The sequence below is a fragment of the Kitasatospora sp. NPDC058115 genome (assembly GCF_042884635.1).
Classification (GTDB): domain Bacteria; phylum Actinomycetota; class Actinomycetes; order Streptomycetales; family Streptomycetaceae; genus Kitasatospora.
In genome coordinates, this window is record NZ_JBHVTL010000045.1 from 22,730 (window position 1) to 40,758 (window position 18,029).

16 protein-coding genes are annotated in these 18,029 nt (G+C 76.0%); 10 read left to right on the forward strand and 6 right to left on the reverse strand.

What is annotated here, in order from left to right:
* The first annotated feature begins 7 nt into the window (after positions 1 to 7).
* Together ACFVVL_RS33295 and ACFVVL_RS33300 are read left to right on the forward strand one after the other, a co-directional pair.
* A complete protein-coding gene (locus tag ACFVVL_RS33295; protein WP_387681896.1) occupies positions 8 to 1,186 on the forward strand; it encodes a glycosyltransferase in 1,179 nt (392 codons plus the stop codon).
* A 24-nt stretch (positions 1,187 to 1,210) separates the two neighbouring features.
* A complete protein-coding gene (locus ACFVVL_RS33300; RefSeq protein ID WP_387681899.1) occupies positions 1,211 to 1,957 on the forward strand; it encodes an SAM-dependent methyltransferase in 747 nt (248 codons plus the stop codon).
* Between the two features lie 17 nt (positions 1,958 to 1,974).
* On the opposite strand, the gene ACFVVL_RS33305 is transcribed toward ACFVVL_RS33300, so the two are convergent.
* The 3 genes from ACFVVL_RS33305 to ACFVVL_RS33315 all read right to left on the reverse strand — a co-directional run bounded on the left by ACFVVL_RS33305 (position 1,975) and on the right by ACFVVL_RS33315 (position 4,878).
* Positions 1,975 to 2,850 carry an alpha/beta fold hydrolase gene (locus ACFVVL_RS33305; RefSeq protein ID WP_387681902.1) on the reverse strand — a complete coding sequence of 292 codons (876 nt, stop codon included), beginning with the start codon at positions 2,848 to 2,850 and terminating at the stop codon, positions 1,975 to 1,977.
* 110 nt (positions 2,851 to 2,960) lie between these two features.
* Entirely contained in the window at positions 2,961 to 3,647 is a 687-nt protein-coding gene (locus ACFVVL_RS33310; protein WP_387681905.1) for a DsbA family protein, read from the reverse strand.
* A 112-nt stretch (positions 3,648 to 3,759) separates the two neighbouring features.
* Entirely contained in the window at positions 3,760 to 4,878 is a 1,119-nt protein-coding gene (locus ACFVVL_RS33315; RefSeq protein WP_387681908.1) for a glycosyltransferase, read from the reverse strand.
* Positions 4,879 to 5,202: 324 nt separating this feature from the next.
* Here ACFVVL_RS33315 and ACFVVL_RS33320 point away from each other — a divergent pair, with 324 nt between their 5' ends.
* The 6 genes from ACFVVL_RS33320 (at position 5,203) to ACFVVL_RS33345 (ending at position 12,774) form a co-directional block, all read left to right on the forward strand.
* On the forward strand, positions 5,203 to 6,333 hold the full coding sequence (locus tag ACFVVL_RS33320; RefSeq protein ID WP_387681911.1) for a glycosyltransferase family 4 protein: 1,131 nt from the start codon (positions 5,203 to 5,205) through the stop codon (positions 6,331 to 6,333).
* Positions 6,334 to 6,710: 377 nt separating this feature from the next.
* Complete coding sequence (gene mscL, locus ACFVVL_RS33325) at positions 6,711 to 7,280, forward strand: large conductance mechanosensitive channel protein MscL (protein ID WP_387681914.1); 570 nt, start codon at positions 6,711 to 6,713, stop codon at positions 7,278 to 7,280.
* 366 nt (positions 7,281 to 7,646) lie between these two features.
* Positions 7,647 to 8,444 (forward strand): DUF6643 family protein, encoded by a 798-nt coding sequence (locus ACFVVL_RS33330; protein ID WP_387681917.1) that lies wholly within the window; start codon positions 7,647 to 7,649, stop codon positions 8,442 to 8,444.
* Positions 8,445 to 8,775: 331 nt separating this feature from the next.
* The gene (locus tag ACFVVL_RS33335) at positions 8,776 to 9,654 is read left to right on the forward strand and encodes an MOSC domain-containing protein (protein WP_387681920.1); all 879 of its coding nucleotides are present in this window, start codon (positions 8,776 to 8,778) and stop codon (positions 9,652 to 9,654) included.
* Between the two features lie 269 nt (positions 9,655 to 9,923).
* Complete coding sequence (locus ACFVVL_RS33340; RefSeq protein WP_387681923.1) at positions 9,924 to 12,341, forward strand: right-handed parallel beta-helix repeat-containing protein; 2,418 nt, start codon at positions 9,924 to 9,926, stop codon at positions 12,339 to 12,341.
* Between the two features lie 85 nt (positions 12,342 to 12,426).
* A complete protein-coding gene (locus tag ACFVVL_RS33345) occupies positions 12,427 to 12,774 on the forward strand; it encodes a DUF6191 domain-containing protein (RefSeq protein WP_387681925.1) in 348 nt (115 codons plus the stop codon).
* Between the two features lie 3 nt (positions 12,775 to 12,777).
* On the opposite strand, the gene ACFVVL_RS33350 is transcribed toward ACFVVL_RS33345, so the two are convergent.
* The 3 genes from ACFVVL_RS33350 to ACFVVL_RS33360 all read right to left on the reverse strand — a co-directional run bounded on the left by ACFVVL_RS33350 (position 12,778) and on the right by ACFVVL_RS33360 (position 15,972).
* Entirely contained in the window at positions 12,778 to 13,362 is a 585-nt protein-coding gene (locus ACFVVL_RS33350) for a TetR/AcrR family transcriptional regulator (protein ID WP_387681928.1), read from the reverse strand.
* Between the two features lie 126 nt (positions 13,363 to 13,488).
* Complete coding sequence (locus ACFVVL_RS33355; protein WP_387681930.1) at positions 13,489 to 14,595, reverse strand: PLP-dependent cysteine synthase family protein; 1,107 nt, start codon at positions 14,593 to 14,595, stop codon at positions 13,489 to 13,491.
* Between the two features lie 198 nt (positions 14,596 to 14,793).
* On the reverse strand, positions 14,794 to 15,972 hold the full coding sequence (locus ACFVVL_RS33360; RefSeq protein WP_380296116.1) for an ROK family protein: 1,179 nt from the start codon (positions 15,970 to 15,972) through the stop codon (positions 14,794 to 14,796).
* A 116-nt stretch (positions 15,973 to 16,088) separates the two neighbouring features.
* Between ACFVVL_RS33360 and ACFVVL_RS33365 the strand changes: the two genes are divergently transcribed.
* Both ACFVVL_RS33365 and ACFVVL_RS33370 read left to right on the forward strand, forming a co-directional pair.
* Positions 16,089 to 17,336, forward strand: coding sequence for an MFS transporter (locus ACFVVL_RS33365; RefSeq protein WP_387681933.1), 1,248 nt, complete (start codon positions 16,089 to 16,091; stop codon positions 17,334 to 17,336).
* Between the two features lie 57 nt (positions 17,337 to 17,393).
* Positions 17,394 to 17,963 carry a HutD family protein gene (locus tag ACFVVL_RS33370; protein WP_387681936.1) on the forward strand — a complete coding sequence of 190 codons (570 nt, stop codon included), beginning with the start codon at positions 17,394 to 17,396 and terminating at the stop codon, positions 17,961 to 17,963.
* Positions 17,964 to 18,029: the final 66 nt, after the last annotated feature.

Below are 18,029 nucleotides of genomic sequence, written 5' to 3' on the forward strand. Positions count from 1 at the left end.
TTAGTCGATGCCCCCCGTCGGGCCCCGGGTGCGGCAGACTGCCCGGGTGACCGTCCTGCTGTGGATCGCCGCGTTCTCCCTGCTGGTCTGGCTCTGGCTGGCGGGCTGCCACGGGTTGTTCTGGCGCACCGACGTGCGGCTGCCGCCGCGCCGGCCGCCGGTGCGCTGGCCGCAGGTGGCGGTGGTGGTGCCGGCCCGGGACGAGGCCGGGGTGCTGCCGCTGTCGCTGCCGGGCCTGCTGGCGCAGAAGTACCCGGGGCGGGCCCGGGTGGTGCTGGTGGACGACCACAGCTCGGACGGGACGGGCGCGCTGGCGCGCTCGCTCGCCGCCCCGGGGGGCCTGGAGCTGACGGTCACCACCCCTCCCCCGCTGCCGCCGGGCTGGACCGGCAAGCTGTGGGCGCTGCGACACGGGGTGGAGCTGGCCGGGCCGGACGCGGAGTACCTCCTGCTGACCGACGCGGACATCGCGCACGGGCCGGACTCGCTGGCCGAGCTGGTGGCGGCGGCGGAGAGCGGCCGGCTGGACCTGGTGTCGCAGATGGCCCGGCTGCGGGTGGAGACCGGGTGGGAGCGGCTGATCGTGCCGGCCTTCGTGTACTTCTTCGCCCAGCTGTACCCGTTCCGGTGGAGCAACCGGCCCGGGTCACGGACGGCCGCGGCGGCGGGCGGCTGCTCGCTGGTGCGGCGCGAGGCCCTGGAGCGGGCGGGCGGGGTGGCGGCGATCCGGGGCGCGGTGATCGACGACGTGTCGCTGGCCCGGGCGGTGAAGGCGGCCGGGGGCCGGACCTGGCTGGGGCTGGCGGAGCAGGTGGACAGCGTGCGCCCCTATCCGCGCCTGGCGCAGCTGTGGCGGATGGTGTCGCGCAGCGCGTACGCCCAGCTGCGGCACTCACCGGTGCTGCTGCTGGGGACGGTGCTGGGGCTGGCGCTGGTGTACCTGGTGCCGCCGGTGGCGGCGGTGGCCGGGCTGGTGGGGGGCGCGTGGCCGGTGGCGGTGGCGGGCGCGGCGGCGTGGGCGCTGATGGCGGGGACGTTCGTGCCGATGCTGCGCTACTACGGGCGGCCGGCGCCGGCCGCGCTGCTGCTGCCGTTCACGGCCTCGCTCTACCTGCTGATGACGGTCGACTCGGCGGTGCAGCACTGGCGGGGCCGGGGCGCGTCCTGGAAAGGCCGGACGTACTGAGGCCGGGTGGGTCACACTGGCCGGATGGACCGTCGGACGATCTCCCGGCTCGCGCACGCGCGTCATCCGATCGCCGCGCCGCTCTGCGACGCGTCGGTGGCGGCGCTGCTGGAACGGGCGCTCGCGCCGGACGAGCAGGGGCGGGCGCTGGACCTCGGCTGCGGGCGGGCGGCCTGGCTGCTGCGGGCGCTGGGCGCGCGCCCGCGCTGGCGGGCGGTCGGGGTGGACGTGGACGCGGCGGCGCTGACCCTGGCCCGGGAGTCGGCCGAGGCGCTGGGGGTGCAGCGGCGGCTGGGGCTGCACCACCTGGACGCCCGGGAGTTCACCGACCGCCGGCCCTTCGAGCTGGTCCTGAACGTCGGCGCGACGCACGTCTTCGGCGGTCTGCTGCCGGCGCTGGCCGCGGCCCGGGAGTTCCTGGCGCCGGGCGGCCGGGTGCTGGTGGGCGAGGGGTTCTGGGAGCGCGAGCCCTCGGCGGCGGCGCCGGCCGCGCTCGGCGCCGCGCGCGAGGACTACGCGGACCTGGCCACCACCGTGGACCGGGTGACGGCCGACGGCTGGACGCCGGTGTACGGCCATGTGAGCAGCCGGCAGGAGTGGGACGACTACGAGTTCTCCTGGACGGGCACGGCGGCCGAGTGGGCGCTGGACCACCCGGAGCACCCGGACGCCGCGGCCGTCCGGGCGGCGGCGGAGCTGCACCGCGCCCAGTGGCTGCACGGCTACCGGGGGACGCTCGGCTTCGTCACGCTGCTGCTGCGCCGGGACTGAACGCCCGCGGGGGCGCGCTACTTCCCGATCCGGGTGAGGAAGTCGTCGATCAGCGGGGCGATTTCGGGCAGCTTCTCCTCCAGGGCGAAGTGCCCGGTGTCGAACACGTGCAGGTCGGCGTCGGGCAGGTCGCGCAGGTAGGCGCGGGCGCCGGGTTCGGTGAAGAACGGGTCGTTGCGGCCCCAGACGACGAGCGCGGGCGGGCGGTGGGTGCGCAGCCACTCCTGCCAGACGGGGTAGAGCTCGACGTTGTGGTGGTAGTCGAGGGCGAGTTCGACCTGGACGTCCTTGCGGCCGGGCAGGTCGAGGTGGTGCTGGTCGAGGGTCCAGCCGTCGGGGGCGACGAGGGTGGGGTCGCCGGTGCCGCCCTCGTACTGGGAGCGGGTGATCTCCAGGGTGAGGATGGCGCGGGCGCGTTCGGCGGCGCCCTCGACGCCGGGGCGGTTGGCTATGAACGCGCGGGCCTGCTCGGAGAGTCCCTCCTCGTAGGCGTTGCCGTTCTGGACGACCAGGCCGGTGATCCATTCGGGGTGGCGGGTGGCGAGCCGCAGGCCGACGGGGGCGCCGAAGTCGAAGACGTAGAGGGCGAAGCGGTCGAGGCCCAGGGCCCGGCAGAAGCCCTCGACGACGTCGGCCAGGGTGTCGAAGCGGTACGCGAAGGCGTCGGGCGCGGGGCTGTCGCTGTGGCCGAAGCCCGGGTAGTCGGGGGCGATCAGCCGGTGGCGGGTGCCGAGCGCGTCGAAGAGCCGCCGGAACTGGTGGGAGGCGGACGGGAAGCCGTGCAGCAGCAGGAGCACGGGGGCGTCGGCCGGGCCGGTCTCCCGGTAGAAGACGCGCAGGCCGTCGACGTCGACGTGGCGGTGGTGGACGTGCGGGATCGTCAGCTCGCTCATGCTAACCATTAAACACACTGGTAATGGTTAGGGGAAGGGCCGGAAAGCAGCCCGGCGGGCCGGCCTCGTGCGGCCGGCCCGCCGGGACCATCCGGGGAGATGACGGGAGATCAGAACAGCGTGTGGGCCCGCGGGTGGCGCTGCTGGTCCTCCGCGACCAGACGGTCCATCACCCCGGGCATCGCCTCGACGCCGCCGGCCTTGGTCGGCGAGGTCCGCGCGTCACCGTGCACGACCACGGTCGGCAGCTCGTTGATGCCGTGGCGGACGAACAGCTCGGCCGCCTCGTCCACCGCCTTGGCCACCTGCTGCGAGCCGTAGGCCTCGCGGAAGCGCTGCTGGTCGACGCCCTGGCGCTGCGCCCAGGCGGTGGCGGTGGCCTCGGTGGTGAGGTCCTGGTCCTCGGTGTGGACGGCCCGGAAGGCACCGGCCTGCAGGCGATCGACCAGACCGAGCCGCTCCAGCGTGTAGTACAGCCGGGCGTGCCCGCGCTGCGCGGTCTCCTCGCGGCTGCCCGGCCAGATGGCCGGCACCCGGCGCAGGTCGACGTCGGCGCGGTGCCGCTCGGCCCAGGCCTGCAGCGGCTGCTCCAGCGCCTGCGAGTGGCTGCAGTCGTACCAGAAGAACTCCAGCGCCTCGGTGCGGGCGCTCTCCCGCACCGGCTGGATGGTGTTGAGGTGGGAGAACGGGGTGCCCTCGCGGGGCGGCTGGTGACTGACGGCGGCGGCCTGGAGGGGGGACGCGGCGATCCCGGCGGCGACGGCCAGCAACAGGGAGGTTCGAAGGATCGGCTTCACACCGGGAGTGTGACCCGTGACGAGGCGTCAACGGCCTGTCGTCCCGGTGCGTCGGGCCGGGATTCGCCTGAACAGCGCACCCGACCCGGCGCACCGGGACGCGTCGGCCGCGTCAGCCGCGCCCGCGCGGTCCGCCGCGGTCGCAGACCTCGTTGAACAGGCGCTGCCAGGCGTCGGCCACCACGTCGAGATCGCAGTGGGCCAGCGCGTGGGCGCGGGCGGCGGCGCCGAGTCCGGCGCGGTCGCCGGCCAGCACCCCGGCCAGCGCCTCGGCGAGGGCGAGCGGGTCGCCGGGGGCGACCAGCGTGCCGGTGACGCCGTCCCGGACCACCGAGCCGACCCAGCCGACGTCGGTGGCGACGGCCGGCAGGCCGGCCAGCGCGGCCTCGATCAGCACCCCGGGCACCCCCTCGCTGTCACTGCTGAGCAGCACGGCGTCGGCGGCCCGGTAGAGCGGCGCCGGGTCGGCGAGGGTGCCCAGGAAGTGGGCCCGGGCGGCGGCCGGATGTCGCTCCAGGGCGGTGCGTTGCGGGCCGTCGCCGGCCACGGCGAGCCGCACGTCGGGGAGCCGGTCGAGGGCGTCGAGGGCGAGGTCGAGGCGCTTCGCGGGGGCGATCGGGCCGAGCCAGGCCACCAGCAGGCCGTCCGGCGGCAGGCCCAGCGACTGCCGGGCGGCGCGCCGGTCGGCCTGCCCCTGCGCGGGCGGGTAGCGGTCGGCGGCACGGGCGTTGGGGATGGTGCGGACGGTGGCGGCGGGCAGCCGGAAGTGTTCCACGAGCAGGTCGCGGGCCCCGTCGGAGAGGGCGGTGACGGCGGCGGCGCGGTGCAGCAGGGCGCCGGTGCGCAGCCTGCGGACCGGGCCGGCCGTCCAGTTCCGGGGGTCGCCGATGGAGGCGTAGACGAACGGGGTGCGGGTGCCGGCGAGGGCGAGGGCACAGGCGGGGAGGGTGGCGGCCCCGTGGGCGACCACGAGGTCGGCGGTGCGGGCGGCGGCGCGCAGGGCGCCGAGGGTGCGCGGGTGGAGCCGGCCGGGGCCGAGGACGGTGGTGCGGGAGTCGGAGGCGTCCGGGTGCGGGGCGAGCGCGCGCAGGGCGGAGGCCTGGCCCCGGCGGCGCAGTTCGCGGTGGAGGTCGTGGGCGAGGTTCTGGGCGCCGCTGCGGCGTGGATCGGTGATGAGGTGGAGGATGCGGGGGCGGGTTCCGGTCACCTTGACCGGTGTCGCGTCAGGCATGGGAACGACCTTGGCACAGCCTCCGGCCAGGGACGACCCCTTGGCGCAACCCGGCGGTGGTCCGCACGCCAGCGCGGGTACTCCTGAAAAGCGCCGGACGGGAGCCGTCGTGCGCCCTTCGAGGGGCCAACACGCCCTGCTGCACGCTGTCGTCCGCCCCCGGACGGTTCGCCACCGGCCCTCCGGCACCGCTCCGGGTGTGACCTAATCGCTGGCGGGCACCGACCGCGACCTGCGATGCTGAGCGGCAGTCAGGGCGCCGTCCCGGCACGGGAGAACGGGCGCGCCCAGGAGGGCGGGGGTTGGCCTGTGCATGTGCTCTATGTGATCGACAGCGTGAGCCGGGCCGGCGGGGCCGAGCAGGGCCTGATGGCGATGGCCCCCCAACTGACGCGGGCCGGGGTGAAGCTGGACGTCGCGTACCTCAAGGACTCCCCCGGCGGCTTCCAGCCGGAGCTCACCGCGGCCGGCGCCGAGGTGTTCGGGGTCGGCCGGCCGACCCGGGGGCGCACGGCCGCCGCCCTGCACCGACTGGTCCGCGAGCGCCGCCCGGACCTGGTGCACACCACGCTGTACGAGTCGGACGTGCTCGGCCGGGCCGCCGCGCTGGCCGCCCGCACCCCGGTGGTGACCACCCTGGTCGACGCCTCGTACGGCCCCGAGCACCGCAACGCGCGCGGACTGAGCCCGTGGAAGGTGCGGGCCGCGCAGACCGTGGACGCGGCGACCGCGCAGGGCACCCGGCGCTTCCACGCGCTGACCCGCTACGTGGCCGGGGCGATGGCGCGCCGCCTGCGGGTGCCGTACCAGCGGATCGACGTGGTGCCGCGCGGGCGCGACCCGGAGCGCCTCGGCACGGTGACGCCGGACCGGCGGGCCGCCGTGCGCACCGCGCTGGAGCTGCCCCCGGAGGTGCCGGTGGTGCTGGCGGCGGCCCGTCAGCAGTACCGCAAGGGCCTGGACGTCCTGCTGGAGGCCTGGCCGGAGGTGCTGCGCGCGGAGCCGGAGGCGGTGCTGCTGCTGGCGGGCGGCGAGGGCGCCGAGAGCGAACGGCTGCGGGCGCTGGCCTCGACGACGGCCGGGGTGCGCTTCCTCGGGCCGCGCGACGACGTGTTCGACCTGATGGCGGCCTCCGACGCGTTCGCCGTGCCGTCCCGCTGGGAGGGGCTGGGCAGCGCGGCGCTGGAGGCGATGGGCGTCGGCGTGCCGCTGGTCGCCGCCGATGTGCCGGCGCTGCGCGAGACGGTGGGCTCGGAGGACTACGCGCGGCTGGTGCCGCCGGAGCGGCCCGCCGCGCTGGCGGAGGCGCTGACCGACACCTTGCAGGACCGGGCCTCGGCGCGGGTGCGGGCGAAGTCCGCGCGGGCGCGGTTCCTGACCTCCTTCACGCTGCACCGGGTGTCGGCGCAGATGGTGGAGTTCTACGAGCGCTCGCTGCGCCTGCGGGTGGTCTGACGCCCGCCGGACGGGAACCGCCGAAGTGCCCGCGCCGCGCGTCGGGGCCCGACGCGCGGAGCCGGGGCCGGTTCCGGTCCCACCGCACCGGCGTGCGCCGACGCGCTGCGCGCCGACGAGATCGGCTCGCGCCGTCGCGTCCACCCGCCGGTGCGGCGCCGGTGCTCCGGCACCCGCCCCGGGCAGGCGCGGGCGGTGGTCCGGATCCAGCCGTACGCGGAGCGTCCGGGCGGCGCCCGAGCCGTCGGCACCGTCCCGCGGTCCCGTTACGCGGTTCGGGTGACGCCGGTTGGACCGCGGGCCCGCCCGGTCGGCAGGATGACCGGCCGGGACCCGTGGTCCCGCCCCACCCTCCCCCGTACCGTTTGGAGTTCCCGGTGTTCAAGGGATTCCGCAGCTTCCTGCTGCGTGGAAACGTGGTCGACCTGGCCGTCGGCATCGTGATCGGCGCGGCCTTCACGGCCGTGGTCACCGGGTTCGTCACGGCGTTCCTCACCCCGTTGGTCGGGGTGGCGACGGGCGCGGTCGGCGACTTCACCGAGAAGACCTTCGAGGTGGCGGGCGCCCGCTTCCCGTACGGGGTCTTCGTCAACGCGCTGATCGGCTTCGTGCTGGTGGCCGCGGTGATCTACTTCGTCGTGGTGGTGCCGGTCGGCAAGCTCCAGGCGAAGCTGGCGGGCGCCGAGCCGGAGCCGGTCGCCAAGGAGGACTGCCCGGAGTGCCTGAGCCGGATCCCGGTCGCGGCGGTGCGCTGCTCGTTCTGCACCACCGAGGTCGCCGGCCGCCCGGGCTTCCCGGCCCAGCGCGGACCCGTCGAGCCGCCCGCCGCGAAGACCGGCGGCAAGACCACCGGGAAGACCGCCGCGAAGGCCGCCGAGCGCGGCGCCGAGCAGGGTGGCGAGCAGGCGGCGGAGCAGTCCGCCGAGCAGGCCGCCCCCGCGCGCTGAACGGTCTCCGGCCGCGCTGACCGCGGCCCGCGAAAGACCTGACGGGGACTTTATTCCCGAAACATTCACGAGCCCCCGCCGCGCCCCCGGCGGGGGCTCGAATGCGCCGGTGCACGCCCCGCCCGCAAAAGTTTCTTCGACGGTCCCCGAACCGTCCACCGGCCCGTCACCGCACGGGCCTTCGGCACCCCCGTCCGGACCGCGTTCGAACCCCCCGAGCCACCGGACAGTGGCCGGAAGTCGCCGCCGGAATGTCCGTTCTTCCCACTTTCGAAACTTTTGTTCGAGCGAAGCTTGTGTAAACACTCGAACTGCTCCGCCTCCCAGTCTCCTCAGCAGGCGCGTTGTGGGCTTACCGTATGCCCCATGACCTCGCCCCGCTCCTACGACGGAGTCGGCTACCCCTCTCCGTCCTTCTCCTCCGGCACGCCCATCTACGACAGCCTCGTCGCAGAGCGCGGTGTCCCGCAGATCGCCCCCATCAACGTGCCGGCCGCCCTGCCGCCGGCCCTGTCGACCGGTTACGGATCCGGCCTCTCCGGCCCGTCCTACGAGAACAACCGGTACGGCACCGGGTACGACGCCCCCGGCGGCAACCTCCCCGCCCTGCCGCCCGCCCGCCTCGCCCTGGGCCCCGGCCCGAGCAGCGCGCCGTCCTCCGGCCCGGCCACCGCGTACATCCCGGCGCAGCCCGCGCCCGCGTACGCCGCCGCGCCGCAGCCGCCGGTCCCCGGCTACGGCGGCCCGCAGCCGTACCTGCCCGGCCAGCGCCCGCAGACCCCGCCCCCGGGCTTCACCCAGGCCGCCACCGGCGGGTACCAGCCGTCCGGCGGTCAGAGCTTCGGCGGCCAGAACACCTTCGTCGGCGGCCACGGCGGTCCGCAGACCTTCGGCGCGCAGCCGGCCGGCGGCCCCACCGGTCCGCACGGCGCCGGCCAGCCCCAGGGCCCGCAGGCCTTCGGCGGCCCGCAGGGCTTCGGCGGCCCGGGCAGCCAGCCCGGCGGCTTCGGCGGCTCCGGCGACCAGTCCTTCGGCGGCGCCCAGCTGCGCCCGGCGGTCACCCCGGTCGCCCCGGTCCGCCCGATGCAGCCGCAGCGGCCCGGCCCGTACGGCGAGCCCGGCCAGTTCCAGCAGGGCTACCAGCCGCAGGCGCAGGGCTACTGACGCCTTCCGGGCCGGCCCCCTCCGGCCCGCACCCCGCACCACCTAGCACCACCCGGCGCACCCACATCCGCCGGGCGTACGGAGAAACGGGTCATCCACGGACCGCCCGGAACGCCGCCCCACCAGCGTCCCGGGCGGTCCGTGCGCATTCGGGCACCCTCCGGGGAGGGCACCCGGGACGTCTCGGGCCGCATCGGAGCGCGTCGGGCGCGTCGGTTCGCGTCGGGGGCACGTCGGGGGCACGTCGGTCCACGTCGGGGGCACGTCGGCGGCACGTCCGGGCGCCGACCGCGGGCGCCGGCGGTCCGCGCACGGCTGGCAGGATGGAGGAATGCAGCTCACCGGACTCCACGTCTACCCCGTCAAGTCCATGTACCGCCTGAGCCCCGAGAGCGCCCGCGTCGAACCGTGGGGCCTGGCCGGCGACCGGCGCTGGATGCTCGCCGACGCCACCGGCCGGTTCGTCAGCCAGCGCGAGAACGCCGCCCTCGGGCAGGTCCGCGCCGAGCTCACCCCCGCCGGGACCCTCGTGCTCACCACCGCCGACGGCTCGCGCGCCGAGATCCCCGCCCCCGCCGTCGCGGCCGGCGACCAGCTCGCCGACGTCGAGGTCTGGGGCACCCGCTTCCACGCCGTCGAGGCCGGCAAGGAGAGCCAGCTGTGGATCGCCGAGCACGTCGGCGACTACCGGCTGGTGCACCTGGACGACCCGCGCGCCCGGCCCGCCGACCCCCAGTTCTCCTCCCCCGGCGACACCGTCTCGATGGCCGACGGCTTCCCGCTGCTGCTCACCACCACCGCCTCGCTCGCCCGGCTCAACGCGCTGATCGCCGCCGAGCACCCGGACGGCCACGAGCAGCTGCCGATGGAGCGGTTCCGCCCCAACGTGGTGGTCTCCGGCAGCGAGCCCTGGGCCGAGGACGGCTGGCGGCGGATCCGGATCGGCGAGCTCACCTTCCGGGTGGTCAAGCCCTGCGGGCGCTGCGTGGTCACCACCACCGACCAGGAGAGCGGCGAGCGGCGCGGCCCGGAGCCGCTGCGCACCCTGGCCCGGCACCACCGGCTGCTGAAGAAGGCGGCGTTCGGGCAGAACCTGATCCCCGAGCGCCCGGCCGGCGTCGAGGACGACGTGCTCGGCACGCTGCGGCTCGGCGACGAGGTCGAGGTGCTGGAGGACGGCGCGCACTGGCCGGCCGACCTCAGGGTCTGACGGCGGGCGCCGGGCGGTGCGCTCCCGTTCCCGCACCCCGGTCCCGGTACCGGGCGTGTGCGCGCTCGTTGAAGCAGGTATTGGCGCACGCCGTGGGGCCGCGGCGCCCGGCCGCCCCGCCCGGCCCGCGCGGCCGGACCACCCGCGCGGGCGCGCTACGGTGGGCGGACGACCCGCGCACCCCGGTGCGCCGCGTCCGGGCGCGCCGCGTCCGCGTGCGTCCGGTCCGCAGATCACCGGCTCGATGAAGGTGGGGACGACAGACCGTCATGGCTGAGCACAGGGTCCGGGTCACCCAGGACAGCGCATCCCGCTGGCGGCGCCGCGCCGGCGAGTACGACACGCTCACGGAGGCCCTGGCGGCCGCCGAGCCGGGAGACACGGTGGCCGTGCGTCCGGGCACCTTCCGGGAGAACGTGGTCGTGGACAAGGCGGTGACGCTCGTCGCCGCCCAGGGCCCCGGCAGCGTCCGGATCGACCCGCCGGGCGGGGTCCCGCTCACCGTGACCGCCGCGGCGGTGGTCCGCGACCTGGTGATCGAGGGCAGCGACCGCTCCGTGCCCGCCGTCCTGGTGACCGGGCGGGACGCGACCCCCGCGTTCACCGGCTGCCGGGTGGAGACCCACTCGGCCGCCGGGGTCGAGGTGACCGACGGTGCCCGGCCGACCCTGAAGGGCTGCGTGGTGGCCAACCCCGACGGCCTCGGGCTGCGGCTGCGCGGCGCGGGCACCGCCGCCGCCTTCGAGGACTGCGAGGTCGCCGTCGCCGGGCAGGCCGGGCTGGCGGTGCTCGGCGGCGCGACCGTCGCGCTGGACCGCTGCCGGGTGCACCACGCCGCCGGCGCGGGCGTCCTACTCTCCGACCCGGGCAGCGCGGCCGAGCTGACCGGCTGCGAGATCTACGAGATCCGCGGCAGCGGGGTGCAGGCCGAGGCCCAGGCGGGCGGGCGGCTGGTCGACTGCGACATCCACCGGGTCACCGGCAACGGGCTCACCCTCGACGGCGAGGCCGAGCTCGTGCTCACCGGCTGCCGGGTGCACGACGTCCCGGAGAACGCCGCCGACCTGCGCGGCCGGGCCCGGCTGAGCCTCGCCCACTCCACCGTGCGGGACTTCGGGCGCGGGGCGCTGTCGGTCTGGGACCAGGGCACCGAGGCGAGCGCCGAGTCCTGCCAGATCCACGGCTCGAACGGCGAGTACCCGGCGCTCTGGGTGAGCGACGGCGCCCGGCTCACGCTCACCGACTGCGCGCTGCACGACCTGCCGGACGCGCTGTTCGTCCTGGACCGCGACTCCGCCGCCGTCGCCGAGGGCTGCTCGTTCAGCCGGATCCGCAGCTCGGCGGTGTCGGTCAGCGGCGGCGCCACGGTGACGCTCACCGGCTGCCGGGTCCAGGAGGCGGGCACCGGGCTCTGGTTCCGCGACCACGGCAGCGGGGGCGTGCTCACCGGCTGCGAGATCTCCGACGTGGCCACCGGCGTGATCGTCACCAAGGGCGCCGACCCGGTGCTGCGGGACTGCACCGTGCGGGCCGGTTCGGACGCCGGCGTCTACGTCTCCGCCCAGGGCCGGGGCACCTTCGAGGACTGCCGGGTCTCGCACGGCAAGGGCTTCGGCTTCCACATCATCGACGGCTGCCGGACGGTGCTCACCCGGTGCCGGGCCGAGCAGAACGAGCGGGCCGGCTTCGAGTTCTCCGAGCCCGGACCGGTCGTCGAGGGGTGCACCTCGGACGACGTCCCGGCGGCGTCGGCCGCGGCCCCCGAGATCCCCACCCCGCGCACCCAGCCGGCGCCCACCACCGCGCCCTTGGCGTCCTCCGCACCCACCGCCACGGCCGCCGCGGCGGTGATCGGCCCGATCCCGGACTGCCGGCCCGCCGACGAGGCGCTGGCCGAACTCGACGGGCTGGTGGGCCTGGCCACCGTCAAGCAGGAGGTGCGCACGCTGATCGACCTCATCTCGGTCGGCCGGCGGCGCCGGCAGGCCGGGCTGAAGGCGCCCTCGCTCCGCCGCCACCTGGTCTTCACCGGCGCCCCCGGCACCGGCAAGACCACGGTGGCGCGGCTGTACGGCGAGATCCTCGCCTCGCTCGGGGTGCTGCAGCGCGGCCACCTGGTCGAGGTGGCCCGGGTGGACCTCGTCGGCGAGCACATCGGTTCCACCGCGATCCGCACCGCCGCCGCCTTCGACCGGGCGCGCGGCGGCGTCCTGTTCATCGACGAGGCGTACGCGCTGGCGCCGGAGGACGGCGCCCGTGACTTCGGGCGGGAGGCGATCGACACGCTGGTGAAGCTGATGGAGGACCACCGGGACGAGGTGGTCGTCATCGTGGCCGGCTACACCGCCGAGATGGAACGCTTCCTCTCCGCCAACCCCGGGGTGTCCTCGCGGTTCTCGCGCACCATCACCTTCCCGGACTACTCGGCGGAGGAGCTGCTGGAGATCGCCCGGGCCCAGTGCGCCGAGCACGAGTACGCGCTCTCCGACGCCACCGAGCACGCGCTGCTCGACCACTTCGCCCGCATTGAGCGGGGCCCCAACTTCGGCAACGGGCGCACCGCCCGGCAGGTCTTCGAGACCATGGTCGAGCGGCACGCCATGCGGGTCGCCCAGCTTCCCGACGCCTCCACCGAGGACCTCCAGCTGCTCGTCCCCGCCGACCTCCCGGCGCAGCGCCTGCCGTAGGGCGGCGGGGTCCGGCGGGTCCGGCGGGTCCGGCGGGTCCGGCGGAAGGGGAACTCCCCTCCGCTGCGGGTCCGTTGGACCTGTCATGAGCTCCCTCCTCAGCGGCGCGGCGGGCGGCCTGCTGCTCCCGGCCCTCCTCGTGGTGGTCTTCTTCCTCGGGGCCGCCGGGCGACGGCTGCTCGGCCGCCGGGGCGGGCGCGGCGTGGGCGGGGTCGGCGTCGATCGGGGTGCCGGGCACGGGGTCGGCGCGACGGCCACCGAGGAACTGCACGCGCTGCTGTACCCGGGCAAGCGGGCGCAGCTGGAGCAGCGGCGGGTCGAGCTGGTGCTGCGGGAGGACGAGCACGACGGGGCGCCGCGGCGGACCGGGATCGACCTGGCGGGCGGCCGGGCGGTGATCCGGGGCGACGCCCGCCGGTCGTCGCGGTGGTGACGGTCAGACGCGTTCGCCTGCGAGCATCAGGGCGATCAGGAGGTTCAGGCGGTCCTCCGCGAGGTCGGGGCGCAGGCGGCCGCTGCGGGTCAGGGTGACCAGGCCGTGCAGGGCCGTCCAGACGACCTCGGTGAAGGTCTCCGGATCGTGGGGGCCGGACGCCTCGGCGACCGGGGCGGCCAGGGCGGCGAACGCCTCCTTGAGCTGTGCGGGGGTCTCGGGCCGGCCGAAGGGGAGGCCGGTGGCGAGGGTGAACATGGCGTCGTAGAGGGCGGGGTGGGCGGCCGCGAACCTCGCGTAGGCGCCGACGACGGCGGCGAACGCCTCGACCGGGCCCTCGGCGTTCCGGGGCGCCTCCCGCAGGTCCGCGGCGAGTTCCTCGAAGCCCTCCAGGGCGACGGCGGCGATGATCGCGTCCCTGTTGGCGAAGTGACTGTAGAGGACGGGCTGGCTGTACTCGATCAGCGCGGCGAGGCGGCGGACCGTCACCGCCTCCCAGCCCTCGTCCTCGGCGAGGTCGCGAGCGGTCCGGATGATCAGTTGATGCCGTTCGGCGCGTTCGCGCTCGCGGCGGTCGTAAGCGGTCATGCCAGATATGCTAGCAGTGCTAGATATTCGAGCGACGATCGCACTGTTGTTCCCTCCATCTTCTGGCGGCCGCTAGAAGTTCTGGCGGCCGCCGGAAGACTCCGCGACGGCGCTCGGTACCGCGCGTCAGCCCGTCCACTCACCACCGGCGAGGAAGGACTCCAGTCCGGCCAGGTAGGGCGCGATGTCGATCCGCTCGCCCGCCAGCCAGTCGTCCGAGTAGTACCTGTCGAGATAGCGGTCACCCGGGTCGCAGATCAGGGTGACCACGCTGCCGCGCTCCCCTGCCGCGCGCATCTGCGCGACGATCCGCAGCGCACTCCACAGCCCGGTCCCGGTGGACGCGCCCGCCTTGCGGCCGAGCACCTGGTCCAGCATCCGCACGGCCGCGACCGAGGCGGCGTCCGGGACCTTCATCATCCGGTCGATCGCCCCGGGCACGAAGCTCGGCTCCATCCGGGGCCGGCCGATCCCCTCGATCCGCGAGCCGCGCTCGCACACCGCCGCCGGATCGTCGTGCACCCAGCCGTCGAAGAAACAGGAGTTCTCCGGATCGGCGACACAGATCCGGGTGTCGTACTGCATGTAGTGGACGTACCGGGCGATGGTCGCCGAGGTGCCGCCGGTACCGGCGGTGGCCACGATCCAGGCCGGCTCGGGGTGCGGCTCCAGGCGCAGCTGGGCGAAGACCGACTCGGCGATGTTGTTGTTGCCCCGCCAGTCGGTGGCCCGTTCGGCGTAGGTGAACTGGTCCATGTAGTGGCCGCCGGTCTCCTCGGCGAGCCGGGCCGAGGCCTCGTAGACCTCGTCCGGCCGGTCCACCAGGTGGCACTCACCGCCGTGGAACTCGATGAGGTCGATCTTGGCCTGGCTGGTGGACTTGGCCATCACCGCGATGAACGGCACCCCGACGAGCTGCGCGAAGTACGCCTCGGAGACGGCCGTGGAGCCGCTGGACGCCTCGATGACCGGCTTGCCGGGGCGGATCCAGCCGTTGCAGAGCCCGTAGAGGAACAGCGAACGGGCCAGCCGGTGCTTGAGCGAGCCGGTGGGGTGGGTGGACTCGTCCTTGAGGTAGAGGTCGATGCCCCACTGCGCGGGGAGCGGGAAGCGCAGCAGGTGGGTGTCGGCCGAGCGGTTGGCGTCCGCCTGGACCTTGCGGACCGCCTCCTTGAGCCAGCGCCGGTACGCCGGGTCGGAACGGTCCACGTCGGCCGTCGGGTCGATCCCCATCTGTGCCACTCTCCTCGTGCGGTTCGTGCGGGTCGTGCGGGCCCCGGAAGGCCCCCCGGCCCGCTCACAACGAGTGTACGAGTGTCACGATAAGTAACATTATCTGAAGCCCCAGGCTCCGCTTATCCCCCGCTCGCCCCGCCCACCCGCCGTGCCCACCGCACCGCCCGGACGCACCGCGCCCGCGCCCGCGCCCGCCTACCCGGCGGTCACCGACTGCGGGTCCGCCAGGTAGGGCATCCAGCCCAGCTCGGCCGCCCCGGCCAGCGCGCTGTGCTCCAGCTCGGCCCCGACGATCGGCACCCGGCCGCTGCGCCCCCACAGGCTGCGCTCGGCCACGACCGCGCGCAGCCGGTCCGGCGCGGCCTCCAGCAGGTCCAGGTGCAGCCCGCTGAGCACCACCCGGTCCGGGTTGAGGATGTTGGCGACCCCGGCCAGGCCGAGCCCGAGCCGGTCGATGACGTGCTCCACGGCCGCCCGGGCCCGCTCGTCGGTGGCCGCGGCCCGGCAGAGCTCGCCGGCCTGGTCGAGCGGCGGCCGGGCCGGATCCGGCGTCAGGCCCGCGGCCGCGAACAGCGCGTCCGGGTCGGTCTCCGAGTTGAGGCAGCCCCGGTTGCCGCACCCGCAGGGCCGGCCCTGCGGGTCGACGGTCAGGTGGCCGACCTCCAGGGCGAGCCCGGCGCTGCCGGTGTGCAGCCGCCCGTCGATGACCAGCGCCCCGCCGACGCCCCGGTGGCCGGAGGTGACCAGCAGCAGGTGCCGCGCACCGCGGCCGGCCCCGTGCCGGTACTCGGCGAGGGCGGCCAGGTTGGCGTCGTTGGCGATCGCGGTGGGCAGCGGGTCGAACGCGCGCGGACCGTGGTCGGCGCGCCCCACCTCCACGTCGTACAGGTCCGCCACCGGCGTGCCGCTGGGCCAGGCGAAGTGCAGCGCGGCGAGCGCGGTGCCGTCCGGCTCGGTGACCGGGTTGGGCAGCGCCAGTGCCGCGCCGAGGCAGCGCCGCTCGGTGCCGCGGGCGAGTTCGGCGCCCGCCTGGGCGACGGCGCGCAGCATCCGCACCGGGTCGGTGGCGGCGGGCAGCGGCAGGTGGACCGGCGGGTCGAGCAGGCCGCCGAGGCCGGCCAGGGTGACGCTCAGGCCGTCGGCGTGGATCTGCCCGGCGACCACCACCGGGCCGGCCGGGTCGATGGCCAGCCGGTGCGAGGGGCGTCCGCGGCCGCCGCCGGCGGGGCGGGAGTCGACCGTGATGAGGCCGAGCGCCTCCAGTTCGGCCGTGACGGCGCCGGCGGTGGCCCGGGTGACGTCGAGCGCGCGGGTGAGCGCCGAGCGGGTCGGGGTCCGGCCGGTGTGGATCAGCTGGAGCGCGGGGCCGAGCAGCGTCCGCCCCCGGTCGGGAGCCGCGCGGCGGTGGGCGTCGCGCTGCGCGTCGTGGTCGGCCCCGGTCCCGGGCTTCGGGCTTGAAGGTGAGAGCTGCACGGACCTATTGTTACTTTGTGCCGCTCCGAAACAAAATCCGTCCCCACGGCCCCACCCGACGGCCGTTCCCCCAGTCTCGCAGGACCGCGGCGAAATCCCCCAGCCCCTTCGCGCACTCCCGCGTCTCCTGGGGCACCGCCCGGCTCGCCCTCACCGCCTTCTTCGCCGTCGACGGCCTGCTCTTCGCCGCCTGGGTCGTCCGCATCCCGGACGTCCGCAGCCAGGTCAGCGCCTCGCACAGCGCCCTCGGACTCGCCCTGCTCTGCGTCTCGGCGGGCGCCGTCGCCACCATGCCGATGGTCGGCCGGCTCTGCGTGCGGTACGGCTCCCGGCCGGTCACCGTCGCCTCGCTCGCCGTGCTGGCACTCTCCGTCCCGCTGCCCGCGCACGCCCACTCGGTGGCCTCGCTCGGCGGCGGCCTGCTGCTCTTCGGGGCCGGCTACGGCGGGGCCAACGTCGCCATGAACAGCGCCGCCGTGGAGATCGTCGGCGAGCTCGGACGCCCGGTCATGCCCAGCTTCCACGCCGGGTACAGCCTCGGCGGCCTGCTCGGGGCGGGCATCGGCGGACTGCTCGCCGGTCCCCTCACGGCCGCGCAGTGGCTCGCCCTGGCCGGGCTCACCGGCCTGGCGGTCACCGCGGCGGCGGGCGTCGCGCTGCTCCGCTGCCCGCCGGCCCGGCCGGTCACCCCCGCCACCGCCGCCTCCGCCACCCCGGCCGCCGCCGCCTCCGGACGGCTGCTCGTCCTGCTGCTCGGCCTCACCGCACTCTGCACCGCGTACGGCGAGGGCGCCGTTGCCGACTGGGCCACCCTCCACCTCACCGACGACGTCCACGCCGGCGCCCGGGTGGCCGCCGCCGGCTACGCCGCCTACGCGCTCGCCATGACCACCGGGCGGGTCAGCGGCACCTGGCTCTCGCTGCGCCTCGGCCAGCACCGGGTGATGGTCCTCGGCGGCCTCACCGCGGCCGCCGGGATGCTGCTGGCCGCCCTCGCGCCGCTGGTGCCGCTGGCCCTGGCCGGCTTCGTCCTGACCGGGCTCGGGCTGGCCAACATCTTCCCGCTCGCCATCGCCCGGGCCGGCGCCACCGGCGGGCCGCGCGGTGTCGCCCTCGCCTCGACGCTCGGCTACGCGGGCATGCTGATCGGCCCGCCGGTGATCGGCTTCCTCGCCGACGCGACCAGCCTGCCGCTCGCCCTCACCACCGTCGCCGCCACCGCGTGCGCCGCCGCCGTCCTCCCCCTGGCCGCCCGCCGCCACTGAAACCCCTCCCCGGAAACCCCGCTCCCCGCCGGACCGGTGCCGTGCGAGGATCACGCCATGACGAACAGCACCGCCCCGGTCCGGTACCTGCGCGCCGCCGAGCGTCCGGCCATCGCCTGGCGGAACGGCGGCGGGGTGACCAGGGAGGTCGCCGGGTTCCCCGAGGGCGCCGGGCTGGACGACTTCGAGTGGCGGGTCAGCCTCGCCGACGTCGCCGCCGCCGGGCCGTTCTCCGCGTTCCCGGGCGTCGACCGGGTGATCACCCTGGTCGAGGGCCCGGGCATGGCGCTGACCGTCGACGGCGCCGAGCACGTGGTCGACGCGCCGTTCCGCCCGTTCGCCTTCCCGGGCGACGCGGCCACCGACTGCCGGCTGCTCGGCGGACCGCTCGTCGACTTCAATGTGATGACCCGTCGCGGCCGCGCCGCCGCCGGCCTCGTGCTCGCCGAACGGCCGGGCCCGGTCACCGTCCCGCCCGGCGCCACCGTGCTGCTGGTCTGCCTCTCCGGCACCGCGACCCTCGACGGCGCCGCCCTCGCCCGCTACGACGCCGCGCTCCTCACCGCCCCGGCCACCCACGCGCTGCACCCCGACGGCGTCACCGCCGTGGTCACCCTCCGCGGCTGACGCCCCCGGCCCGGCCCGCCCGCCCGCCGGGAGGCCGGTCTGCGGGTTCGGGCCCGGGCCCGGGCC